Raw genomic sequence first — 15248 nt, 5'->3', positions numbered from 1 at the left:
CCCATTTCAAAATTGCCAGCCACATGGTTTTCTCCTTATTTTGTTGATGTTTCGTTGACGGTGACGACTGCGCTTATGGCGATGCCGAATAGGCAGACTATTGCGGCAAGTTTCGGATTTTTTTGCGCAATGTCTTTGACGGTTACAAAAATCGTGTCTAAGTTTTGCATCTTTTTTTCCTTTTCGTGTTGTTTGTGTAATGTTGTAGGCGGTTTCAAATACTAAACCACCATAAAAACATCGTAGCGAAGCGGCTTGGTTGTGCTGAACAGCCATTCATTGTCTGACTGACTTAAGGCGAGATAATGCAGCGTATCATTTGAATCCAATAATTCACTCAATTTGCCGTTAAGTTGCATTAATTCGTCTGCGGTCAGCCAGCATTCGAATAAGGATTTCTGCATACCTACCGCATAGCTTTGCAGCAAGCGGCGTACTCGTGCTTGGCGGCGCGGGCAAGTGATGTCGTAAGCAAAAAGATAATGTTGGCGCATTGGGACGGATAGGGCAAAAAGAAACGTTGTTGAAAACGATGAAGTGGATTCTAGGCTTATACAGCGTGAAATGCTAAGGACACAAATTTGTTTGTTTCCCCGTATCGGCTTGTTTTGATATTCTGACGGTGTTTTCCTTGCCTGAAGGGGCGGGATGGTTGGAATCTGCTCTATTTCGCATTTTCAGGTCGTCTGAAACGCCGTATCATGCCATTTTTTACTTGTCTGTCTGCCATGAATCCGCTCAATCTTCCTCCGGAATTGCCCATAGCCCGCTATCGTTTGCATTTCACGCTGACGCATGATTTGCAGCTTCCGTCCTATGCGGCTTCGACCTTGCGCGGAGTGTTCGGGCATGCGCTTTTGGCTGCCGCCTGTACATGCGATACGCCTCAAACGCCGCATCTTCCCGATTGCCCTTACGCGCAGATTTTCGAGCCGGCGCCTTGTGCCGACTTGCCCGGCAGCGTGCGCCAAAGTCCGCCGCCGCCTTATTTGATTGAAACGCCGCTGGTCGCGCCCACGCATTTTCCGGCGGGCGCGGGGTATGCGTTTGATTTGGTGCTGTTCGGCAGGGCGCGGCACAGCCTGCCTTTGATTGCCGCGGTATTTGCCCAGGCTTTTGCCAAAGGGTTGGGGGCAAACAATGCGGGCAAGGGCGAATTGAGCGGTATTGCGGTACAGCAGGCGGACGGCAGTTTTCTGACGATTAGCGAACGCGGCAGCCCCATCGCGCTGCACGACAACCATATCAGGCTGCCCGAACGCTATCCCACCCAAGCGCATATTCAGCTGCTGACGCCTCTGCGTATCCAGCAAAAAGGCAGGATTTTGCGGGAAACCGAACTGACGCAGGCGGTTTTCCTGCGCCAGCTCCTGCGCCGCTATCTGACGCTGGCCCATCTGCACTGGGGCAACAATGCAAACGCTGCCGAGCTGTCCGCCCAAATCGGCGGACAAGGCGTCCCGCCCCGGCTTTCATGGCACGAACACCGCCGTTTTTCCAACCGTCAAAAGCAGATTACGCCCCTTAGCGGCGCAATCGGTACATGGCAGCTGACCGACCTTCCGCCCGCCTTCTCGCAAATGCTGTATATCGGGCAATGGCTGCACTTGGGCAAAGAAACGGTATTCGGCAACGGGCAATACCGCATTATCCAAGCCGCTTGAACATACGCCCGACGTAAAAACAGCCTTGATGGAACGAACCATCAAGGCTGTTTGATTTTTATCCCCGATAAGTGGGGTAAGTCTTCCGATATTATCGTGGATCAAAGTAAACGTAGAATATTTGTCTTAATCCCCGATGGGTGGGGCAAGTCTTCCGACTGAAAACGGAACGTGCCTACGAGGCAATGAGCGTGTCTTAATCCCCGATTAGTGGGGCAGGTTTTCCGATATTTTCAGACGAGCTAGGCTTGAGGTCGTCTGAAAAGCTTTAAGCCTGATACGTGGTACAAGTCTTCCGACTGTGATGCGGCCGCCTTGAACCGCAATGGACGTTAGTCTTAATCCCCGATGAGTGGGGCAAGTCTCCCGACTAAAGTGACTATCCCTGAAGATTTTGATGTACGAGTCTTAATCCCCGATGAGTGGGGCAGGTTTCCCGACATTTTCAGACGACCTTGGTTTGAGGTCGTCTGAAAAGCTTGAAACTCCAGATGTGTGGGGAAAGTTTTTCGACTTCACTTCATTGGCACAAAAACAGTACAGTTAGTGTCTTAATCCCCGATTAGTGGGGCAAGTCTTCCGACAAAAGAAAAAAGTCAATTTACCCAGATATTACAGGTCTTAATCCCCGATTAGTGGGGCAGGTTTTCCGATATTTTCAGACGACCTTGGCTTGAGGTCGTCCGAAAAGCTTGAAAGACAGATAAGTGGGGCAAGTCTTCCGACAGAGTTGGTTCAGCAATACGGTGCAATGCGTGTGTCTTAATCCCCGATACGTGGGGCAAGTCTTCCGACTTAACAGCCTTTTATGGAGATAATCGTGGCTAAAAGTCTTAATCCCCGATTCGTGGGGCAAGTCTTCAGACTCCTGATACGGTGTTTCAACAGCAAGATGTACGGTCTTAATCCCCGATACGTGGGGCAAGTCTTCCGACGTAATGCACACGATGACAGCATCTCTCTGGCTGAGTCTTAATCCCCGATACGTGGGGCAAGTCTTCCGACCTTGACATCACTCGTGAAGAAGCTAACACTGCACTGGTCTTAATCCCCGATACGTGGGGCAAGTCTTCCGACGTAAATATACCAATGCTCTTGTCCAAAGCATTCCGTCTTAATCCCCGATACGTGGGGCAAGTCTTCCGACCCGTTCAAAACGGTGCAATCAGTCAGATGAAACAGTCTTAATCCCCGATACGTGGGGCAAGTCTTCCGACTGCGCTCGGTTAAAAAATTCTATTATTTTCAATCTTCTATATAGTTAAGAAAAGTTAGTATTTTTCCTTAACCAACAAAAACATTATTTAATAAAACCTTAACTGAAAAGAGCAGCCGAAAGACAGACTTTTCGCTATCCGTCGGAAAACTTGTGTTTCGGATTATAGCCGTCTGCTTTGCATTTCACAATGTTTTTTAACGTTTTCAGACGACGTTTCCATGGTCAAGAGACTTCGATGTCAGCTTGTCAGGGCTTTCAGCGCTTCTTTGTCGCGGACGATGATGATCTGGATGTTTTTGGCGGCGCAGTTGCGCTCGAATTCTGTCCATTTTTGTTTTTTACTTTCGTCTTTTTGGTGATCATTCTGGATTTTGGGCGACAGAATCAGGACGCGGCGCACTTTGCCCATGTTGAGGCTTTGGTCGATCACTTGCCTTAGCGGGTCTGCCAGCTTGCTTTCGGAGCTTAAATCGGATTTGAGTTCGCAAAAAATCAGTTGGTTTTTACGGAACAGCAAAATGTCGGTTTCGTTGCCCTGACTTTCTCCTTGTATCAGTTGCAAACCTGTCTCCAGTTCTTCGTCTTTCACGCCGTTTTCTTTAAACCATGTGTAAATAAGTTGTTCAAACCAGTCGCCGCTTATCCATTTTCTCCAGTCGTGAATTTGTCGGGCTATTTGACTGTTTTTGTTGTATTTGGTGGGCAGTATCAGTCCTTTTTCATCCAGGCGGATGCGGTCTTGCGGGTCAAGCAGGTTGATCAGCCTTTGAAGGAAGGGTTTGAGTTCGTCGGGTTGTGCAAGCCCGAACTTTTGCCATTCAAGCAGGATTTCTTTTTGGTCTTTGGGATATTTTTGTGTCCATGCGTTTTCCAAGACGGGCATAACGGCGGGGAAGAGGTTGCCGTTTTCAGGCTGCTGCATGCTTTGGGCGGCAAAACGCATTTGGGCAAGGGGCAGGCTGTCGGGATGTTTAGCAATGGGGTTGGGGTTGTGTTTTTTGATTTCGTCGGCGTAGAGCTTCAAGCTGTCGCGCAGGGAGAATTGATTGGATAGGACGATTTCGCCCAGAAATGCCAAGTTGTCGGGATTGAGGCGGTCTATGTGGATTTGGTTGCTGTCGCGTTGGAAGGCTTGGTAGTGCAGCTCCTGCCATATGCCGGTTTGGGCGGCAAGCAGTTGGGACAGGATTTTTGTGCCGCCTGTGATGTTGAGTATGGCGTTGTTTGAAATGTGGTGTTGGGCGCAGTAGGCTTTGAAGACGGTGTCGAGCCACATTTGGATTTCTTCGGTTCGTTCGCCGATGAGTTGGCTGTCGCTTTGAAAGCCGATTTCGTGGATTTTGCCGTTAAATTGTTCGCTTTGCTCCAGCGTGTTTTTGAAACGGGTGTGTGCGTTTTTACCGGCGACCCAATCGGTGACGATGAGGTGGACGTTTTGGGGCTGTAAATCGAGGCAGGCGCGGTATTCGGCGATGTTGTGTTCGGAAAGGATGATGAAGTAGTGTGGAATTGGCTGCATGATGGTCTCGCTTTGTTTGGTGGATTGGGGTCGTCTGAAATGGTGTGTTGTGTCAGTGTGCGCTTTTTTATTTGAAGTTAAAAGGCAGGCAGGCTTTCAGCGCGGCAAGCAGTTTTTCGGGTTTTGCTTCGCTTTTCTGCAAGGTCTGTAAGGCTGCGTGCGGCGCTTGGGGGAACGCGGTTTTCAGACGAGCAGCTTCGGTGGCAATGGGGTAGGAGCTGGATTTGCCCAGTCCGAGCCGTTCTGCCAATACGGCAGTCGTCAGCACAATCCATTGCAGGGTCAGGCCGTCTGCTTCTTCATCTAGGGTATGGTTAAAGGCTTCGGCGGCAATGATGTCGTTGCCTGCAAAATGCGCCAACCAGCCGCGCCACAGGTGGATAAGCTGCCATGGGTGTCCTGCTTCGCTTAGCCAGTGGGCTTGATTGTACAAATAGGTTTTTTGCGCGGATGCGGTTTGCTGCGGATAGGCGGCAAGCAGGCGCAATAAGGCATGATGGGTAAAGCGGCCGTTTGGGTTGCTTGAAAATTTGTTGGCGGCTTTGTCTAAATCGCTGCCGAAAACAGATGTGGCGAGCGGCTGTATGTTTTCCCATGTTTCGCCTGCGTCCAGGGCGTTGTGCAGCCGGTAAAGGTTGGTTTGCCGGATGTCTTTTTGTGCTTCTGCTGGATCGGATAGTTTTTCAAATGTTTCAAGTGCTTGGGTAAAAAAGGATGCGGCAGCTTGGTGTTCGCCCGAGAAGGCGTGTATCTGTCCCATGCCTGATAGAAGCCTGCCGTATTGCTGCCGACCGACGGCGATTTCAGGCAGTTTGAGCGCGTGTTGCAGAATTTGTTTGGCGTAGTCGAATTCGTATATGTTGGTGGTGGCTACCGCCAGGCGGTTGTATACCTGCGCGACTTCGGGTGCGGCTTCGTATTTCAGTTGGTTGCCCAAATCAAGCAGGTTTTGTATGGCTTCCAGACGCATTCTGCCCTGATGGTTGTCGGCGGCAAGCCGGGCTGCTTGAAAACGCAGCTGTAATAGCGGCGGCAGTTTGTTGTCTGCCGGGGCGTAGGTTTGCAGCCAGCCTAAGATTTCATCTAAGGCTTGGGGGCGGTAGTCTTTTTCGTTTAGGCGTTGGCGGACTGTTTGCAGGTAGTTTTGCCAGATTTCAGGCCGTGTTCGGCAGCGTTCGCCCAATTGCTGCATGGCTTCGCGCAACAGGCTGTGTTCGGGTTCGCCGGAAAGGGCGCAGACTGCTTGAAACCAGTCGTGCGGCGACAGGGCAGTTTTGCCGTCGAGTGCAGCATAAATGCGTTCTAAATCGCCGCTTTCCGGGGTAAGGAAACAATGCCCTTTGAATTTGGCTTTTGTCAAACGTTGTGCGGCAGACGAGCCGCCCCAGCAGTGCGCCAGTGCGTCAACATGGGCAAGATAGGGGTGTTTGCCTTTGGGGGCGATTTCCAGCGACAGGAGTAGTTGGCTGAAGCGGGCTTCGTCTATACTTTGCAATTCGCTTAACAGCAGTTGTTTTAAAACCTCCAAGTCGGTATCGGCATTAAAGCTGCCGCGTTGTTCGATAAACACGCGAACTTGCTTGCTGCCTTCGTTGGGTAGTGGCAGCAGGCGTAAGACAAGTTGCAGTAAACGGTAAACACCGCTAAACCAACGCGGGCGGTTGAATGAAAGCGGGTCTTTGGCAGTAATGCCCAATACGCCTACTGACTGCGAGAGAATGTTATTGATGACTTTGTCCAGCAGCTCGGGCTTTTCTTCGGCAGCGTGGAATGTTTCGGGCAGTCTGTCCAATTCGGCTTTACCTTCTGGAATGGCAAGCGCAACATAGCGGCCTAAGCTGTAGTCATCGATGGATAAATCCTCCGCTTGCTCAAATTCCATGCCTGTTTCGTCAATGACGATTTCCCAGTTGGAATGTTGGGGCAGGTGGCGCAGGCTGTTGGGATGATGTTGGGTAAATTGGGGAGGGCGTACCAGGCAGCCTTGTGTTGGCGTGAAGGATTTTCTCTTGTCTTTATTCTTGTTGAGTTTGCCCAGTTTGATGGCTAAGTGTTTTTTGATGCGTTGGCTTAGTTCGGGACGGGCTTGCTGCTCATTAAACCAAGCGTTTAGAGCTGTCTGGTTGTCTTTTTTGAATAGGGTTTCTAATTCTTGCGTCAGCTGATAGGCGTGTTCGCCCTGTTTCTTGTTTTTTTGAGCGGAGTTTGACAATTCAGTACCACGCTGTGCCGCAAGGTAAAGCAGTTCGTTTACTTTTTCTTGATAGTCTTTGTTGTCTAAGCCCCAGGCGGCGAATTTGAATATTTCAAACAATAGTGCGTTTTGTTCTTTTTCGGGAATGGCTGCAGCAAGTTGCTCGGTCGTGCTTAGGGCAATGATGGTTTGGGACATGTAAGACTCCATATAAAAGTAGGAATAGGGTAGACAGTTTAAAAATTTATTTTTTATTACCCTACAATTTCAATTTTTTCTGCTGGCATCTTTAAATAGTATGTTGGCGTTGTTTTTCGTGTACCTGTGCTAAATACGCCGTATTGTTCTGCAACGTATTCTGAAAAGTTCTCCGTTAAGATGGTGCGGAGTTTGGAAGGTAGTTCGCGCAAACTTTGCAATGCGCTATTGCGTGCCTGCTCTAATAGATCTTGACGATTCGGAGCATTTTTTAGAGATGGTTCGTGGATTTGCATGATGTCCCAATAGCATGTTTGAAAATCATCCAGCTCGGGATATACGTCAAGCTGCCATTTGTTGTTTTTAATGTTGTCATAGCAGGTTGCTTGGTTTATCAGCTTGATGCTTTTATTTTGCAAATGAAAACGCGCTAATGCGGCATAGGCAAAAAAGTAGCGTTTGTCGGCTATTTTAATGGGTTTGTCCTGCCCAAGTTGAATGGTGCAATCTTTGATATTTAAAATGATGCGGTCAGCTTTTAAATTGTTTTGTAAGAGCTGTACTGCTTCGGAGTAGCTCACATTATTTTGCGCCAAATTTGGCAAACCGTAACTCATGCGTACAAACGGAATTTCTGCCTGCATTACTTTGGCTTCACGCGTGTTAATGGTTTCTGTGCAATTAGGGTCGTACGGCTTTTTGGAAATATAGTTGTCGTAATGGGTCGGATAGAAAAAAAGCGGGTTGTTTTCAAATCCTTCGGTGACTAGAACGTGCGACAGTTTATCCTGCGGACGACCAAACAAAGATAGTGCATAACCAATATAAAATCCCATAGATTTTCGTCCGCCTGCGATGGAAACGTGTAGCTCGGTCTTATCATCGGCGCATTGTTGGCGGATAAAATTCACAATCATATCTGCTGCTAAATTGTTTTCTTCAGGTGTGCGGATATCACTCAGTTTTTCGCCGTCGGCATCGTGGATAACATGGATGTTCCGTTCGCCGAACTGAATTTCAGGCAGATTGTAATCTTTGCAAAGGCGCGTGAAAAAGCCGTCTTCCCCAAGCAAATTACGAACGATATTGTTGTAGCCGGTTTGTGTGGTCAGTACAAAAATTTCATCAGGCAGCCAATTTTGCTGCGTATACAGGGCATAGACGGTTTCGGTCAAAATTTGCGGTGACATGCCTGTAACGGCGATTAAGATTTTGCGTTTTTGTTTCATTGCATTTTCTGGATCAATGTTTTTCAGGAAGCTTGAAGTTTTATTCGGAGATTTTTTTGACTTCAAACCGCTGTAAAGTTGCGCCTGCGGCAGACATGGCTGCTACAGTATGCTCGTTGCCTCGTTCTGCAAACTGCTGGGGCAAAATTAAAAAATAAAATTTGGCACCGCGATGGCACACTTCTGCAGCCAAGTCCAAGGGCAACGTTCCTAAAACGACATCACCCGCTTGAATTCTTGTTGCGTCCAGGTGTGAGGTAAATTCATCTATTTGCCATTGCGGTTGCTGTTTTATCCATTCAATCGCGCCTGTATGACGAGAGACGAAGTAGGTAGTCATGTGTTCTCCTTTTGATCAATATACTATTCTAATGCAGAGAATTTGAGGTTGGGTAGAGGGAGACCTTTGCAAAATCCCCCCAAAATCCCCTAAATTCCCATCAAGACATTTAGGGGATTTCTCATGAGCACCTTCTTCCAGCAAACCGCACAAGCCATGATTGCCAAACACATCGACCGCTTCCCACTATTGAAGTTGGATCAGGTGATTGATTGGCAGCCGATCGAGCAGTACCTGAATCGTCAAAGAACCCGTTACCTTAGAGACCACCGCGGCCGTCCCGCCTATCCCCTGTTGTCCATGTTCAAAGCCGTCCTGCTCGGACAATGGCACAGCCTCTCCGATCCCGAACTCGAACACAGCCTCATCACCCGCATCGATTTCAACCTGTTTTGCCGTTTTGACGAACTGAGCATCCCCGATTACAGCACCTTATGCCGCTACCGCAACTGGCTGGCGCAAGACGACACCCTGTCCGAATTGCTGGAACTGATTAACCGCCAACTGACCGAAAAAAACCTAAAAATAGAGAAAGCATCCGCCGCCGTCATTGACGCCACCATTATTCAGACCGCCGGCAGCAAACAGCGTCAGGCCATAGAAGTCGATGAAGAAGGACAAGTCAGCGGACAAACCACACCGAGTAAAGACAGCGATGCCCGCTGGACAAAGAAAAACGGTTTATACAGACTCGGTTACAAACAACATACCCGCACCGATGAGGAAGGCTATATCGAGAAACTGCACATTACCCCCGCCAATACCCATGAGTGCAACCATCTGTCCCCTTTGTTGGAAGGCATTGCCGAAGGCACGACCGTCTATGCCGACAAAGGCTACGACTACGCCCGAGCAGCCTATTTTGGTCTGCTCAAAGTGAGTGCGCAAAGCCATCTGAAGGCGATGTGTTTGAACCTGTTGAAAGCGGCCAACAGGCTAAGTGTGCCTGTTGCCGCCTAAAAGGCGACCCAGATGCCTGATTATGGGGTATCCGGGGAGGATTAAGGGGGCATTTGGGTAAAATCAGGAGCAATTAGGGGCGGAAATAGACGAAAACCTGTGTTTGGGTTTTGGCTGTCGAAGGAAGGGCTTTTTTGCAAAGGTCTCTGCCAAGCTGGTACTGACCGCCGAACAAACGGCCGAAATCGAACGCCTGCGGAAGAAACCGGCGTGGATATGCGCGGCGGCTGGGAAGGCAAAGCATAAATCCGTTTTAGCTTCGCAGAAACTCGCTTCGCTTCGTTTTAACTTCGTTGAAGCTGCGCTTTCAGGTAGCCTTTATAAACAACAAAAAATAAAACACAAAAGCCAAAAACCGCCCGATGATTTCCCATTAAGAAAATATAGTCAATTAAAAATAAAATAGTACAATACTCAACTTTTAAGGTCTAACCATGGCATACTCTGCGGACTTAAGAAACAAAGCTTTAAACTATTACGAACAATGCAAAAACATCAGCCAAACCGCAGCGACGTTTAACTTGTCAAGAAACACGCTTTACCTGTGGATTCGCCTTAAAAAACAAACAGGCAGCCTAAAACATCAAGTTACCGGTCTAAATGCCGTCAAATTGGATAGGCAAAAACTGGCTCAATATGTTGGGCAACACCCGGATGCCTATCTGCATGAAATCGCCAAACATTTTGATTGTACGGCAGCCGCCGTTTGCTATGCACTCAAACAGATGGGGATGACGCGCAAAAAAAGACCACCACTTACAAAGAACAAGACCCGGCCAAAGTAACGCATTATTTGACACAGCTGGCCGAATTTTCCGACTACCAACGTGTTTATTTGGATGAAACAGGATTTGACCGCTACCTGTTCCGCCCCTATGCCCGCAGCCTGAAAGGGCAAATAGTGAAAGCGCAGATAAGTGGGAAAAGATACCGACGCTTATCTCTGGTGTCCGCACAAGTCGGCAACCGGCTGATTGCTCCGATGGTTTATCAAAATACGATGACCGGAGTCTTTTTTGAAGCGTGGTTTCAGCAATGCCTACTGCCCGCATTGACTCAAAAATCGGTGATTATTTTAGATAATGCGCGATTTCACCGTATGGGTGTCTTACGGGAAATGGCGGAAAAATGGGGACATAAGGTATTGCCTCTTGCACCTTATTCACCTGAGCTCAACCCGATTGAGAAGGTGTGGGCGAATATTAAGCGGTATCTGCGAACCGTATTGTCTGATTACGCCCGATTTGACGATGCGTTACTGTCCTATTTTGATTTTAATTGACTATATATTCTTCTCCTAACGGGATGGTTCGCACAAAAGTTTCCCGTAAAATCATCCGATTCAAAACGAATTGGGAAACACCATGAACAAAATGCCCGTATTGTTTGTCGGACACGGCAGCCCGATGAACGCGCTGGACGCGGAAAACCCGTTCAACCAAGGCTTCCGCCGCATCGTGCAGAAATTTGCCAAGCCCAAAGCCATTCTGATGATTTCGGCGCACTGGTACGGCAACCGTTTGCAGGTAACGTCCGGCGAACGCCCCGAAATGATTTACGATTTTTACGGCTTCCCCGCAGCACTCAGCCAAGTGCAATATCCCGCGCCCGGCTCGCCCGAACTGGCGGGGCAGGTGCGCTCGTTGTTGCAGCCTGCAAATGTGGAAACGAAACCGGAACGCGGCTTCGACCACGGCGCGTGGGCGGTGCTGAAACACCTATATCCCGAAGCCGAGATTCCCGTGGTGCAGCTCAGCTTGAACCTGATGCAGCCTGCACAATGGCATTTCGATTTGGCGAAAAAACTCGCCCCGCTGCGCGAACAAGGCGTGCTGGTGGCCGGCAGCGGCAACATCGTGCACAACCTGCGCGCCATGCGCCGCGAACCCGCCGCGGGCTACGACTGGGCAATAGGCTTCCGCAATGCCGTCAACCGCGCCCTTGCCGCGCGGGACAACGACACACTGGTGCATTACGAACGGCAGGGGGACGCCGCCGCGCTCTCCGTGCCAACCCCCGAACACTACCTGCCGCTGCTCTATACCGCCGCGCTGCGCGAACTGCAGGACGATATGGAAATATTCAATGACGAACTCGCCTTCGGCTCAATCAGCATGACTTCCGTTTTAATAGGGTAAGAGGCCATGATAAACAACGCGGGTTGGAAACCCTGCGCGCCTGCCCAAAAGCCGCTATGAGGACGGCTTAGACACGGCGAAATCGGACGTATTGGCCGACGTATTGCGACAAATCGGCTGCACGCAGGCAGCGGAAATCCTGACCAACTCCGCCACCGAAGCGCAAGCCAAGCAGCGCATTGCCGACGGCGCAGATTGCTTCGGACAGTTTGGACACTAACCGCCATTGTGCTGATGGTTTCCGGCAATTGTGCCGCCGAAGGAAAGGGAATAGGCCGAAAGCAGTATCGCCCAAACGCAAAAGCAGCCTGCACTTTGAAATTGAAGTGCAGGCTGCTTTTTATCTTACCGACATGTGTTCCAACGCCTCCGCGAAGTAATCCGCCACCGCCCTGACGCTGGGGCTGCGGCGTACGTCTTCGTGCATCACCAGAAAGAGTTCCGCTGCGAATTCAGGTAGCGGGGCATCTGGATTGGGTGAGACGGGATGCAGCCTGTCGGCAAGGAAAACAGCGAAATCGGGTAGGATACCGATGCCGATTTGTTCGCACACGGCTTGTTTGACGGCGGCGAAGTCGTTGCTGGCGAAGGAAATGTCGGCATCTTCGCCGATTTGTTCGGCAAACCAGCGGGAAAAACGGGTGTTTACGGCAATTTGCACGAAACGCCAGTCTTCGCGGCGGATGGTTTTCAGGTAGCCTTCATGGCCGTAGATGCGGTAGGAGAAATGGGCGATACGGCGCACGGCAAGGTCGTTTTGGGTGGGGCGGACGAGGCGCAGGGCGATGTCGGCTTGGCGGCCGTGCAAGTCGGCGAGTGCGGCATCACTTTGAATGATAAGACGTATATCGTTGTGTTTGCGGTAGAAATCGGCAATGTGGGGCATCAGCAGGAGTCTGGCGACGAATGGCGGTGCGGAAATGACGACGCTGTGCCGCAGCTCGGCCTGTTCGCGCGCGGTACGCTGCAACATGCTCATATCTTTGCAGATTTCGCAGGCATGACGGTAAAGTCGTTCGCCTTCGGGGGTGAGCAGGTAGCGTTTGCCGATGCGGTCAAACAGGCGCAGGCCGAGTGCGTTTTCCAGCTGGGCGATTTGCCGCGAAACGGTGCTGTGCTGCACGCCCAGGTGTTCGGCAGCGGCGGTAAGGGTTTGTTTTTCCACGAGGGTGGTGAAGTGGCGGATGCCGTTCCAGTCCCAATCCATTATTGCTTCCTTTGTGCATGTTTTGGCTGTGTTTGCCAATTTATCTTATTTTCGTGTTTTTATAAACGGTTTAAACTACACGATATGGATTTTTTGAGGGGAGCGAGATGAAAAAATTGCCGAAAAAATACGCGGGCGTATTGTTTTCTTTTTACGCCTCAGCGGTGATGGTGCTGATTGTGAGCGCGGTGCTGGTGGCTCTGAATATCGGCATCGACGCGGGCTACCCGCTGCGTTTGTTGAAATCATATTTGATTACTTGGCCGGTGGCATTCGCCAGCCTGCTCGGCGTGCGACCGTTGGTGGTGAAATGGGTGGCGGCTTCGGTGGCGGATTGAGGCTACCTGAAAACATGAACAAAGCAGTGACAACCCTAATTGCATCAGAGTGCAGGCTGCTTTCAGCTTCACAAAAACGCCGCTTTTCATAGACAAACTAATATTGTTTTTAAATTTCAGACGGCTGAATACAGCCAAAAGCTCCTCTGAAAACCAGCCTTTATTTACCAACCTTGCAGACAGGAGACACACATGTCCGACAAACCCATTCTCTACGTTGTAACCAGCAATGCCGTTAAAGGTGCAAGCGGCCAGCCCACCGGCTTTTGGTTGTCCGAACTCACGCACCCCATGCACGAAACCGAAGCCGCCGGGCACCGAAGCGAAATCGCCGCCATCCGAGCCGGAGTCGCCCCCGTTGATGCCGACAGCCTGAATATGGATGACCCCGTGAACGCCCATTACTGGCAGCAAACTGACCTGCAACAACGTTTGCAAGCTGCGCCCGGGCTGGGCGGTCTGAACGGCGCGGACTATTCCGCCATTCTGTTTACCGGCGGCTACGGTACGATGTGGGATTTCCGCGAAAGCCTTGACGCGCAACGCCTTATCCGCGAAGTGTACGAAAACGGCGGTATCGTTGCCGCCGTCTGCCACGGCCCTGCCGCGCTGGTGGACGCGAAACTTTCTAATGGCGAATATCTGGTCAGCGGCAAAAACGTTGCCGCTTTCACCAACGCCGAAGAAGAAGCAACGGGCGGAGCTAAAATCGTCCCCTTCCTGCTGGAAACCGCGCTCGTTGAACACGGCGCAAAACACCATGCCGCGCCGAACTGGGCGGAAAACGTGGTGGTGGACGGCCGTCTGATTACCGGTCAAAACCCGGCATCCGCCAAAGGCGTAGGGGTGGCGTTGGCAAAGGCATTGGGTTGATGAAGTGAAAAAAGCAGCCTGCACTTTGGAAATTGAAGTGCAGGCTGCTTTTTATTGTGCCGACTTTATGTTTTCAGACGGCCTTCACGTTTCCAAAGCCCCCAACCACGCCGCCAATCCTTGTTCGATTTGCGTGCGGGTGTCCGCATCCAGCTTTTCCAGCAGCCGCTTTTCGTTTTCCACATGCGGGAACACGGATTTTTCAATCAATTCTTTGCCTTTATCCGTCAGGCGGACAAGCAGGCTGCGGGCATCGTCCGGGTTGGGCAAGCGGTCGATTAAGCCTTGGTTTTCCAGATTTTTCAGGCGCGTGGTCATGGTGCCGGACGTTACCATCAGCGATGAGAACAACTCGGTCGGGGTCAGCGTATAAGGCGCGCCGCTGCGGCGCAAAGTGGCCAGCACATCGAACAACCCTTCGGTTAAACCATATTCTCCGTAAACTTTTTCCAATTCGCGCGCGATGAAGGCAGCGGCGCGTTTCAGACGTCCGATTAAAAGCATATTTTCGGCCGCCAATTCAGGCAGTTCCTGTTTCCATTGGGCAACGGCGCGGGCGGCTGCATCAAGGTGTTCGGTCATAGAATGTTCCGTTCGGTTTAAATGGCGATTATTTTATCTTGACTTCAAGCTAATCTCCATTTATATTTAGCTTGAATTCAAGATAAATTTACAGGAAAAACCATGTTTGCCGATAAGCAAGCCGTTTTAAACGCCTTCCGTTTCCGCCACGCCTGCAAAAGTTATGATGCGGCGAAGAAAATCCCTGCCGATGATTTTGCTTATATTCTGGAAACCGCACGCATGTCGCCCAGCTCGTTCGGGCTGGAACCTTGGCGGTTTTTGGTGGTGCAGAACCGTACTCTGCGCGAAGAGTTGCGCGGCATCGCATGGGGCGCGGCGGAAAAAATCATGGATTGCAGCCATTTTGTGATTTTGTTGGCGCGCACGCAGGCTGCCATGCAGGCGGATTATCAGGAAAAAATCTGGGGTGGCGCGCATGGAATACCGCCTGAAACCGTTGGAATGATGCAAAAATTTTTCAAGCAGTTTGCCGAAACCGATTTTGCCATTGCCGATAATCCGCGCGCATTTAACGACTGGGCAGCCAAGCAAACCTATATCGCGTTGGCGAATATGATGACCGCTGCCGCGTTGATTGGTGTGGATTCCACGCCGATGGAAGGCTTTCAAAAAGAAAATGTGGAAAAACTGCTGTCGGAAAAAGGTTTAATCAATCTTGACGAATACCGCGTCAGCGTCATGGCGGCGTTTGGCTATCGCGCAGGCGAACCCAAGCGCGCCAAAACGCGGCAGGCAGTAGACGATGTGGTTGATTGGATTGAATAATTCATCCATACTGCCGTTT

17 protein-coding genes and 1 CRISPR repeat array are annotated in these 15248 nt (G+C 50.4%); of the genes, 9 read left to right on the top strand and 8 right to left on the bottom strand.

The window, feature by feature from the left end:
- Positions 1 to 35 precede the first annotated feature (35 nt).
- Together ACMYUL_RS13215 and cas2 are read right to left on the bottom strand one after the other, a co-directional pair.
- Positions 36 to 170: a hypothetical protein gene (locus tag ACMYUL_RS13215; RefSeq protein WP_267894567.1), complete on the bottom strand. Its 135-nt coding sequence runs from the start codon at positions 168 to 170 to the stop codon at positions 36 to 38.
- 51 nt (positions 171 to 221) lie between these two features.
- The gene (gene cas2, locus ACMYUL_RS13210) at positions 222 to 494 is read right to left on the bottom strand and encodes a CRISPR-associated endonuclease Cas2 (RefSeq protein WP_070440466.1); all 273 of its coding nucleotides are present in this window, start codon (positions 492 to 494) and stop codon (positions 222 to 224) included.
- A gap of 207 nt (positions 495 to 701) precedes the next feature.
- Between cas2 and cas6 the strand changes: the two genes are divergently transcribed.
- Positions 702 to 1664, top strand: coding sequence for a CRISPR system precrRNA processing endoribonuclease RAMP protein Cas6 (gene cas6, locus ACMYUL_RS13205; RefSeq protein ID WP_415771070.1), 963 nt, complete (start codon positions 702 to 704; stop codon positions 1662 to 1664).
- A gap of 758 nt (positions 1665 to 2422) precedes the next feature.
- Positions 2423 to 2881: a CRISPR direct-repeat array (repeat unit 36 nt; unit sequence GTCTTAATCCCCGATACGTGGGGCAAGTCTTCCGAC).
- A gap of 240 nt (positions 2882 to 3121) precedes the next feature.
- Here cas6 and ACMYUL_RS13200 read toward each other — a convergent pair.
- The 4 genes from ACMYUL_RS13200 to csx16 all read right to left on the bottom strand — a co-directional run bounded on the left by ACMYUL_RS13200 (position 3122) and on the right by csx16 (position 8363).
- The gene (locus tag ACMYUL_RS13200) at positions 3122 to 4402 is read right to left on the bottom strand and encodes a hypothetical protein (protein WP_415771068.1); all 1281 of its coding nucleotides are present in this window, start codon (positions 4400 to 4402) and stop codon (positions 3122 to 3124) included.
- A 67-nt stretch (positions 4403 to 4469) separates the two neighbouring features.
- Positions 4470 to 6794: a hypothetical protein gene (locus tag ACMYUL_RS13195; RefSeq protein WP_415771066.1), complete on the bottom strand. Its 2325-nt coding sequence runs from the start codon at positions 6792 to 6794 to the stop codon at positions 4470 to 4472.
- Positions 6795 to 6850: 56 nt separating this feature from the next.
- Positions 6851 to 8023: a CRISPR-associated ring nuclease Csm6 gene (csm6, locus tag ACMYUL_RS13190; RefSeq protein WP_415771064.1), complete on the bottom strand. Its 1173-nt coding sequence runs from the start codon at positions 8021 to 8023 to the stop codon at positions 6851 to 6853.
- Between the two features lie 40 nt (positions 8024 to 8063).
- Positions 8064 to 8363 (bottom strand): CRISPR-associated protein Csx16, encoded by a 300-nt coding sequence (csx16, locus tag ACMYUL_RS13185; RefSeq protein ID WP_415771062.1) that lies wholly within the window; start codon positions 8361 to 8363, stop codon positions 8064 to 8066.
- A gap of 123 nt (positions 8364 to 8486) precedes the next feature.
- Here csx16 and ACMYUL_RS13180 point away from each other — a divergent pair, with 123 nt between their 5' ends.
- The 5 genes from ACMYUL_RS13180 to ACMYUL_RS13160 all read left to right on the top strand — a co-directional run bounded on the left by ACMYUL_RS13180 (position 8487) and on the right by ACMYUL_RS13160 (position 11681).
- Positions 8487 to 9323, top strand: a complete 837-nt coding sequence (locus ACMYUL_RS13180; protein WP_415771060.1) for an IS5 family transposase — start codon at positions 8487 to 8489, stop codon at positions 9321 to 9323.
- Between the two features lie 103 nt (positions 9324 to 9426).
- Positions 9427 to 9729 carry a hypothetical protein gene (locus tag ACMYUL_RS13175; protein ID WP_415771058.1) on the top strand — a complete coding sequence of 101 codons (303 nt, stop codon included), beginning with the start codon at positions 9427 to 9429 and terminating at the stop codon, positions 9727 to 9729.
- A gap of 28 nt (positions 9730 to 9757) precedes the next feature.
- A protein-coding gene (locus ACMYUL_RS13170; RefSeq protein WP_156798183.1) for an IS630 family transposase occupies positions 9758 to 10605 on the top strand; the annotation gives its coding sequence in 2 pieces (ribosomal slippage) (positions 9758 to 10073 and positions 10073 to 10605; 849 coding nt in all).
- Positions 10606 to 10687: 82 nt separating this feature from the next.
- On the top strand, positions 10688 to 11461 hold the full coding sequence (gene ygiD, locus ACMYUL_RS13165) for a 4,5-DOPA dioxygenase extradiol (RefSeq protein WP_415771056.1): 774 nt from the start codon (positions 10688 to 10690) through the stop codon (positions 11459 to 11461).
- Positions 11462 to 11552: 91 nt separating this feature from the next.
- Positions 11553 to 11681 (top strand): metal ABC transporter substrate-binding protein, encoded by a 129-nt coding sequence (locus ACMYUL_RS13160; protein WP_415771054.1) that lies wholly within the window; start codon positions 11553 to 11555, stop codon positions 11679 to 11681.
- Between the two features lie 120 nt (positions 11682 to 11801).
- Here ACMYUL_RS13160 and ACMYUL_RS13155 read toward each other — a convergent pair whose 3' ends face one another.
- On the bottom strand, positions 11802 to 12668 hold the full coding sequence (locus tag ACMYUL_RS13155) for a LysR family transcriptional regulator (protein ID WP_415771052.1): 867 nt from the start codon (positions 12666 to 12668) through the stop codon (positions 11802 to 11804).
- A gap of 107 nt (positions 12669 to 12775) precedes the next feature.
- Between ACMYUL_RS13155 and ACMYUL_RS13150 the strand changes: the two genes are divergently transcribed.
- Both ACMYUL_RS13150 and ACMYUL_RS13145 read left to right on the top strand, forming a co-directional pair.
- On the top strand, positions 12776 to 13006 hold the full coding sequence (locus ACMYUL_RS13150; RefSeq protein WP_114921363.1) for a DUF2798 domain-containing protein: 231 nt from the start codon (positions 12776 to 12778) through the stop codon (positions 13004 to 13006).
- A gap of 192 nt (positions 13007 to 13198) precedes the next feature.
- The gene (locus ACMYUL_RS13145; RefSeq protein WP_003778834.1) at positions 13199 to 13879 is read left to right on the top strand and encodes a type 1 glutamine amidotransferase domain-containing protein; all 681 of its coding nucleotides are present in this window, start codon (positions 13199 to 13201) and stop codon (positions 13877 to 13879) included.
- Positions 13880 to 13963: 84 nt separating this feature from the next.
- On the opposite strand, the gene ACMYUL_RS13140 is transcribed toward ACMYUL_RS13145, so the two are convergent.
- A complete protein-coding gene (locus tag ACMYUL_RS13140) occupies positions 13964 to 14461 on the bottom strand; it encodes a MarR family winged helix-turn-helix transcriptional regulator (RefSeq protein ID WP_415771050.1) in 498 nt (165 codons plus the stop codon).
- A 102-nt stretch (positions 14462 to 14563) separates the two neighbouring features.
- Here ACMYUL_RS13140 and ACMYUL_RS13135 point away from each other — a divergent pair, with 102 nt between their 5' ends.
- On the top strand, positions 14564 to 15229 hold the full coding sequence (locus ACMYUL_RS13135) for an NAD(P)H-dependent oxidoreductase (RefSeq protein WP_415771048.1): 666 nt from the start codon (positions 14564 to 14566) through the stop codon (positions 15227 to 15229).
- The last annotated feature ends 19 nt before the right edge of the window (positions 15230 to 15248 follow it).

This window comes from Neisseria sp. CP9 (genome assembly GCF_047758525.1).
In the GTDB taxonomy this organism is placed as follows: domain Bacteria; phylum Pseudomonadota; class Gammaproteobacteria; order Burkholderiales; family Neisseriaceae; genus Neisseria.
Note: the sequence above shows the minus strand (reverse complement) of the source record. Positions and strands in the feature narration are given on the sequence as shown.